This window comes from Candidatus Binatia bacterium (genome assembly GCA_036504975.1).
GTDB lineage: Bacteria > Desulfobacterota > Binatia > UBA9968 > UBA9968 > JAJPJQ01.
On record DASXUF010000141.1, the window covers coordinates 35,515 to 41,949 of the forward strand.

A 6,435-nucleotide genomic window follows, 5' to 3' on the forward strand; every position below is an offset into this window, starting at 1 on the left:
GCCCTTCGACTTCGCTCAGGACAGGCGCGTCGAAGGGTAACCGGCAAAGATTCCTGCCGAAGATTCTTAGGAAGCCGGACGTCCGGCGGTGACCACAAAACGGTCGCGACGGTTTTTTTGCCAGCAGTCCTCAGTCTGCTCTTTGCAAACCTGAAGCTCTTCGCCGTAGCTGATCGTGGACAACCGCGCAGCCGGTATCCCCAAGGTGATCAGATAATCCTTCGCCGCCTGCGCGCGCTTGGCGCCGAGCGCCAGGTTGTACTCGTTCGTGCCGCGCTCGTCGCAATGGCCTTCGATCTCGACCCGAGCGGCCGGATTGGCTTTGAGCCAGTCCGCGTTTGTTTTTAGCGTGGCGCGCGCGTCCGGACGCAGATCGAAGCTGTCATAAGCGAAATAAACCTCTTTCAGCGGACCATCGCTGACCGGAAGCTTGCCCTTGCTCGCATCTTCCAGACTTCCGCCGCGCGTAGTGGACTCGCCGGTCTTGGATTGTTGCTGGCCTTTTCCACCCGCCGTGCCTTGGGAAGCTGCGTCACCCTGGGGTGTGGGAGTAGGCTTTGGACAGCCTCCTATGACGAAAAGAAATGCCAAAAAGGCGGTTCCCCAAAGCAGCGTGTTTACCCGATCGAACATTTTTTCTCCTTTCATTTCAAGTCATTCCAAGCGCGCAGACCATGAAGGATTTGTATCATCAGACCCGGAGGCTGTCAATGTAGCCTGGTTTTCGCCGGTGTCGCGCATGATGTAAAGACGATAACGTCCGCCGCCGCGATTCGACGCAAAGGCGAGAAATCTTCCGTCCGGCGCCCAGGAAGGGTCTTCGTTGTCTCCGGAGCCGGAGGTGAGTTGCTGCGGTTCTCCGCCCTGTACGGAAATGGTAAAAACCTGGAAGCGCCCGGCGACTCTGCTCGTATAGGCGATCTTGTCTCCCTTGGGCGACCAGTCCGGCGAAGTGTTATAGGACCCCGAGAACGTAAGCCTTCGGACGCTGCCGCTGCCGAGATCCATAATATAAATCTGTGGACTGCCGCTGCGATTGGAAACGAACGCCAGGCGATTGCCGTCCGGCGACCACGAGGGCGAGACGTCGATGCCGCGGTCTTCGGTCAATCGTCTGAGAATTTTTCCGCTGCGGTCCAGCAAATAGAGATCGGTGTTGCCGCCGCGCTCGAACGATACGGCGATCGTTTGTCCGTCGGGCGACCATTTTCCGCCGATGCTCGAGCCGCTGCGGTCGGAGATTCGAGTCTCCCTTCCCGTCGTCAGATCATACAGGAAAAGACCCCGCACTCCGTCTTTGTAAGAAGTATAAAGAACCGTCCGGCCGTCGGGACTCCACGCGGGAGAAAGATTGATCGAGCGGTTGTTGGTGATCTGGCTTTTTTCGCTGCCGTCGAGATGGGAGACGTAGACTTCCTTGAGGCTGCCGCCGGCTTTCGAGACGTAGGCGATGCGCGAGTTGAAGGGGCCCGGAGTGCCGGTAAACTGATTGATGATCTCGTCGGCGAACTTGTGCGCGATGCGGCGGGAATCGCGGACCTTGCCGGTGTATTTTTTGCCGACCAGTTGTTTGGACTGATACACGTCGAACAGGCGAAGCTCGACGGTCAGGTCGTCTCCCTGCACGCTGAAACCGCCTTTGACCAAACTCTCGGCGCCGAGGGTGGACCAGTTTTTAAAGTTGATAGTTTCTAAGGTGATTCCGCTTTGCTGCGGATCATCGATGAAAGCCGAGCGGTCCAAAACGCGGAACCAGCCCGAGAGATTCAAATCGTTGCCGATGGCATCCGCGACCGATTCCGAAATCCTGCGATTGTTATCGCTCGCGCCCAGGTTTTTCAGCGGCGAGATCGCGATGGGATAACGGCGGCCGGTTTGCCCTTCGATCGTTCCTTTTACCTGAGGTGAAAGGGGCCGAACGGAGAAAGCCTGCGCCAGCAGCAAAGTAAAAATAACCAGCGTCGCTCTCCGAAGCATCGGATTACCCCCCCAGCTCCTTCGGAGTAAAAGCCAGTTCCACGTCGGTAAATTCCTCGCGGTGGCTCTCGGGAGGCGGAGGGAGTGGATTGGCTTTTCTCAGCGCGCGGATCACCGAGTCATCGTAGGACGAATCGCCGGAACCGCGGACCAGTTTCAGCCCTACAATTTCTCCGTTTTCCTGAATGCTGAAACGCACCGACGCCACCAGGTCGGTTCTCCTTCCCGCCCAGGTCCAGCCGCTTTTGATCCGCTCGCGCATCTCGTTAAAATATCTTACGAACTCGGCGCCTCGCGCGATTCCTCCGCCGGTGCCTCCCGCGCCCAGGGCCGCGGCGCCGGGTTCTTTGCCGGTCGCGGTGCTGGTCGCCGCCGCCTTTTGCTGCTGCTGCTGTTCCCTCTGTTCCTGCGATTTGGCGCGACTCCGGATCGCCTCCAAAGCCTCTGCGATCCGTCTCTCCCTCAGCTCCTTGAGCTTTTCTCTGGTTTTTTCCGCCTCCGCCTCTTCCTTCTCCTTCTTGGCCTTTGCCGCCAATGCCATCTCGGCGCGGCTGTCCGGAAGTTTTTTCTTGGTCTCCTTCAGCTCGGCGGGGTTCGGTCGAACCTCTTCCTTGGCTTTTTTGGCCTCCTTCTTGGCTTCTTTTATCTCCGGCGAAGCCTTCACTTCCGGAACCGACTTCGCCTTGGGCGCCGGCGCGACCGAGGTGCCCGCTCCGCCGCCGAGCTTCTCGCCGCCGACTAAATCCACGGTGTACACAGGGTAATTCGGAGCTTTGCTCGGCAAAAACGGCACGATCAACAAAACCGCGATGAGCACGGCGTGGGCCACTCCCGAAAAGAAAACCCAGCGCCACACCCGTCCGCCGCCGTCGCGGTGATCGGATGGCCTTCCGGAAACCGGCAGGGGATCCAGATGAGTCTTCGCCATCTAACTTCCTTCTTGCGGCGGGCGCGTCACCATGCCGACTTTTTGAATGCCCGCCTGCTTGATCGTCTCGACCACTTTCATCACGACGCCGTAGCGCACGTCCTGATCCGCCCGGAGAAAAACTTCTTTGTCCGCCTTGATCCCGCGAATCGCGCGCAACTTCTGTCCCAGGTCCGAGACGCTCATCGCGGTGTCGTTGAGATAAACGCGGCCGTTCTTGTTGACGACAACGACGAGCTGCTCCTCTTTTCCCGGGATCGCGCCGGCCTTAGCCTGTGGCAGATTCACCTGCACGCCCTGCTGAAGGATCGGCGCCGTGACCATGAAGATCACGAGCAGCACCAGCATCACGTCTACGAGTGGAGTGACGTTGATCTGCGAGATCGTGGTCGATCCACCCTGCTGTGACGAAGTATCAATCGCCATAAACCGAACTCCTCCTTGCTTTTGCCTTGTGTTTTTACTTTTTACTTTTGCCTTTTTACTTATTTCAAAAAGTGCCGCTCCGCGATATTCAAGAACTCGTGCGAGAAATTGTCCATATCCGAAGTCAGGACCTTGATCCGCTGAACGAAATGATTGTAGGCCATCAGCGCGGGGATTGCCGCCGCCAGGCCGGCCGCCGTCGCGATCAGCGCCTCGGCGATGCCGGGAGCGACCGCCTGAATGCTGGAAGAATGCGTCGCGCTGAGACCGCGGAACGCGTTCATGATTCCCCAGACCGTGCCGAAGAGGCCGATAAACGGCGTCGTGCTCGCCGTGGTCCCGAGGAACGTGAGCGCCTTTTCGAGCTTCGTGATCTCGACGCTCGTCGCCCGCTTCATCGCGCGCGCGACGTTGTCCACGCCGCCCAACTCCGTCGTCAGCCCTTCGCCGGGAGAGGACTTGCCGCGCGAGACCCGGAGCAGCTCCTCGTAGCCGGCGCGAAACACCTGCGCCACGGGACCGGATTTGAGATCGCGGCTGGCGTCGTGGATCGACGCGAGGTTCCGGCTGTCCCAAAATATTTCGATGAACTTTTCCGATTCGCTCTTGGCCCGGCGCATCTGACTGAGCTTGGAAAAAATGATTCCCCAGCTCAGCACCGAAAACAAGATCAAGAGATAGAGCACCCCTTGGACCAGAGCACCCGATCCTCTGACCAAATCCAGGATCCCGTGCTGTTGGAGGACCGGCAAATCGTTCTGCGCCAATAATTGAAGCGGCCACAAGGAAGGCATCATGAGTCCGTTGAAAAACGATTATAACCTCTGTATCTAATCAAATAAAGTCCTGCCGCCATTTTTATGTATTAGACGATCGAGGGGGCGCTTTCATCGACATGATCCGCAAATTAAAAGACCTCGATCTCGCCGGCAAAAAGGTTTTCGTCCGCGCCGATTTCAACGTCCCGATCCAGCAAGGCAAGATCACGGAGATGCACCGCATCGAGAGCACGCTGCCGACGCTCAGCTTCGTTCTCGGCAAAGCCGAAAAACTTTTCCTCGCCTCTCATTTGGGACGGCCCGGCGGGAAAAGAGATCCCCAGTGGAGCCTGGCGCCGGTCGGCGACGCGCTGGAGAAGTTGCTTTCGTCTCCGGTCACGCTCGCGCCCGACTGCGTCGGCGCCGAAGTCGAGGCGCTCGCTCGAGACCCGGGCCAACGGATTGTTTTGTTGGAGAACCTCCGCTTCCATAAGGAAGAAGAGAAAAACGATCCCGGCTTTGCGCGGCAGCTCGCTTCTCTCGCCGAAGTTTACGTGAACGACGCCTTCGGCGCGGCGCATCGCGCGCATGCGTCCACCGCGGGGATGGCCGCGTTCGTGCGCGAAAAAGGCGCCGGTCTTCTCCTGCAAAAAGAGCTGGACTATCTCGGCAAGCTGCTCGGCGCTCCCGAGCGGCCGTTCATCGCCGTCCTGGGCGGCGCCAAAGTCTCGGACAAGATCGGCGTGATCAAAAACCTCATGCCCAAGCTCGACGGCTTGCTGATCGGCGGCGGCATGGCCTACACGTTCCTAAAGGCCAAAGGCGTCTCGATCGGTCGCTCGCTGGTCGAAGAGGCGCACGTCGATCTGGCGCGCGAGCTGATCGCGCAGGCGGCGAAGTCGGGAATCGCCTTATTGCTGCCCGTCGATCACGTGGCGGCCAAAGGACGCGACCAGAACCCGGTCGCGACCGGCGAGAGCATCCCGGAAAATTTGATGGGCCTGGACATCGGGCCGAAGACGCGGGAGCTTTTCATCCGCGAGCTGCGCAAGGCTAAAATGGTCCTATGGAACGGTCCCATCGGGCTGTTCGAGGAAAAGAATTTCAGCGGCGGGACGTTCGATATTGCCCGCGCCCTCGCGGACTCCGGCGCGGTCGTCGTCGTCGCCGGCGGAGACACGGTGGCGGCGGTGATGGCGGCGGGCGTAGAGAAGCGCATCACGCATCTATCGACCGGCGGCGGGGCGACGCTCGAATTTCTCGAAGGAAAAAAATTGCCGGGGATCGAGGCGCTCGAGGTGAGCCGATGAAAGCTCCGTTGGTGGTCGCCAACTGGAAGATGCACGGCACCCAGGCCGAGGCCGCGACACTGGCGCGCGAGGTTGTGAATGGAGGGAACGGAATCGGCGGCGTGGAAATAGTTCTCGCACCGCCCTTTACCGCGCTTGCTACCGTTTCGGCTGTCATAAGAGACAGCGCCGTCCGGCTCGGCGCGCAAAATATTCATTGGGAAATGAAAGGCGCGTTCACCGGCGAGATCAGCCCCATCATGGTGCGAGAGCTGGGGTGCGAGTATGTCATCATCGGCCATTCGGAGCGCCGCCGTCTCTTTCATGAAACCGACCGGATGGTAGGAAAAAAGATAGCCGCTGCTCTGAGCGTCGACCTCGCACCGATCGTTTGCGTAGGAGAAACGCTGCAGGAAAGACAAAGAAAAAAAACCAACGCCGTGATCGGCCGCCAACTGCGAGCCGCGTTGAAGGGGTTGGGCAAAAGTGCTATAAAAAACTTCGCCGTCGCCTATGAGCCGGTGTGGGCCATCGGCACCGGGCGGAACGCCACGCCCGAGCAGGTCGCCGCGGTGCACGTCCGGATACGGGATCTTTTGCGTCGTCTTCGCGGCAATCCGGCAGCGGAAGATTGCCGCATTCTTTACGGCGGCAGCGTCAACCCGGACAACGCGGCGGAATTGGCCAGGGTTCCCGACGTAAACGGTTTCCTCGTCGGCGGGGCCAGTCTCAAGGCGGAGAGTTTTCTCGGCATCGCGCGCGCTTTTTAATATGGCAGAACAATGATTACGGTCGTAACGATCATTCACATCATCGTCAGCATCGGCCTCATCCTGGTCGTGCTGCTGCAAACCGGGAAAGGGGCCGACATGGGCGCCGTCTTCGGCGGGTCCAGCTCGACCATCTTCGGCAGCAGCGGCGCCGGCAATTTTCTCACGCGGCTCACGACCGGAATGGCGATCGTATTCATGATAACATCGTTGACCTTGGGATATTTCTCCGGCAAAAAGCCGGCGTCCAGTGTCTTTGATGCCGGCACGGAACAGTCGGTTCCGCA

General features: G+C 59.3%; 8 protein-coding genes. 3 read left to right on the forward strand and 5 right to left on the reverse strand.

Annotation, left to right across the window (positions count from 1 at the left end):
• Positions 1 to 66: 66 nt before the first annotated feature.
• The 5 genes from pal to tolQ are packed head-to-tail and all read right to left on the reverse strand — an operon-like array spanning position 67 to position 4,128.
• Positions 67 to 633: a peptidoglycan-associated lipoprotein Pal gene (gene pal / locus VGL70_18055; GenBank protein ID HEY3305429.1), complete on the reverse strand. Its 567-nt coding sequence runs from the start codon at positions 631 to 633 to the stop codon at positions 67 to 69.
• Between the two features lie 21 nt (positions 634 to 654).
• Positions 655 to 1,977, reverse strand: a complete 1,323-nt coding sequence (gene tolB / locus VGL70_18060; protein ID HEY3305430.1) for a Tol-Pal system beta propeller repeat protein TolB — start codon at positions 1,975 to 1,977, stop codon at positions 655 to 657.
• A gap of 4 nt (positions 1,978 to 1,981) precedes the next feature.
• Positions 1,982 to 2,905 carry a cell envelope integrity protein TolA gene (tolA, locus tag VGL70_18065; protein ID HEY3305431.1) on the reverse strand — a complete coding sequence of 308 codons (924 nt, stop codon included), beginning with the start codon at positions 2,903 to 2,905 and terminating at the stop codon, positions 1,982 to 1,984.
• Positions 2,906 to 3,331: a protein TolR gene (tolR, locus tag VGL70_18070; GenBank protein HEY3305432.1), complete on the reverse strand. Its 426-nt coding sequence runs from the start codon at positions 3,329 to 3,331 to the stop codon at positions 2,906 to 2,908.
• Positions 3,332 to 3,390: 59 nt separating this feature from the next.
• A complete protein-coding gene (gene tolQ, locus VGL70_18075) occupies positions 3,391 to 4,128 on the reverse strand; it encodes a protein TolQ (protein ID HEY3305433.1) in 738 nt (245 codons plus the stop codon).
• A gap of 98 nt (positions 4,129 to 4,226) precedes the next feature.
• On the opposite strand from tolQ, the gene VGL70_18080 reads away from it, so the two are divergent.
• The 3 genes from VGL70_18080 to secG form a co-directional block, all read left to right on the forward strand.
• Positions 4,227 to 5,399, forward strand: coding sequence for a phosphoglycerate kinase (locus VGL70_18080; GenBank protein HEY3305434.1), 1,173 nt, complete (start codon positions 4,227 to 4,229; stop codon positions 5,397 to 5,399).
• Positions 5,396 to 6,148 carry a triose-phosphate isomerase gene (tpiA, locus tag VGL70_18085; protein ID HEY3305435.1) on the forward strand — a complete coding sequence of 251 codons (753 nt, stop codon included), beginning with the start codon at positions 5,396 to 5,398 and terminating at the stop codon, positions 6,146 to 6,148. The genes VGL70_18080 and tpiA overlap by 4 nt, the downstream gene beginning before the upstream one ends.
• A 12-nt stretch (positions 6,149 to 6,160) precedes the next feature.
• Positions 6,161 to 6,435 (forward strand): preprotein translocase subunit SecG (gene secG, locus VGL70_18090; protein ID HEY3305436.1); only part of this gene is annotated, 275 nt, incomplete at its 3' end.

What these genes read in the sequence shown, in the direction of transcription:
- tpiA (HEY3305435.1), top strand. Translation starts at nt 5,396, where the DNA reads ATGAAAGCTCCGTTGGTGGTCGCCAACTGGAAGATGCACGGCACCCAG.
- VGL70_18080 (HEY3305434.1), top strand. Translation starts at nt 4,227, where the DNA reads ATGATCCGCAAATTAAAAGACCTCGATCTCGCCGGCAAAAAGGTTTTC.
- tolR (HEY3305432.1), bottom strand. Translation starts at nt 3,331, where the DNA reads ATGGCGATTGATACTTCGTCACAGCAGGGTGGATCGACCACGATCTCG.
- tolA (HEY3305431.1), bottom strand. Translation starts at nt 2,905, where the DNA reads ATGGCGAAGACTCATCTGGATCCCCTGCCGGTTTCCGGAAGGCCATCC.
- tolQ (HEY3305433.1), bottom strand. Translation starts at nt 4,128, where the DNA reads ATGATGCCTTCCTTGTGGCCGCTTCAATTATTGGCGCAGAACGATTTG.
- pal (HEY3305429.1), bottom strand. Translation starts at nt 633, where the DNA reads ATGTTCGATCGGGTAAACACGCTGCTTTGGGGAACCGCCTTTTTGGCA.
- tolB (HEY3305430.1), bottom strand. Translation starts at nt 1,977, where the DNA reads ATGCTTCGGAGAGCGACGCTGGTTATTTTTACTTTGCTGCTGGCGCAG.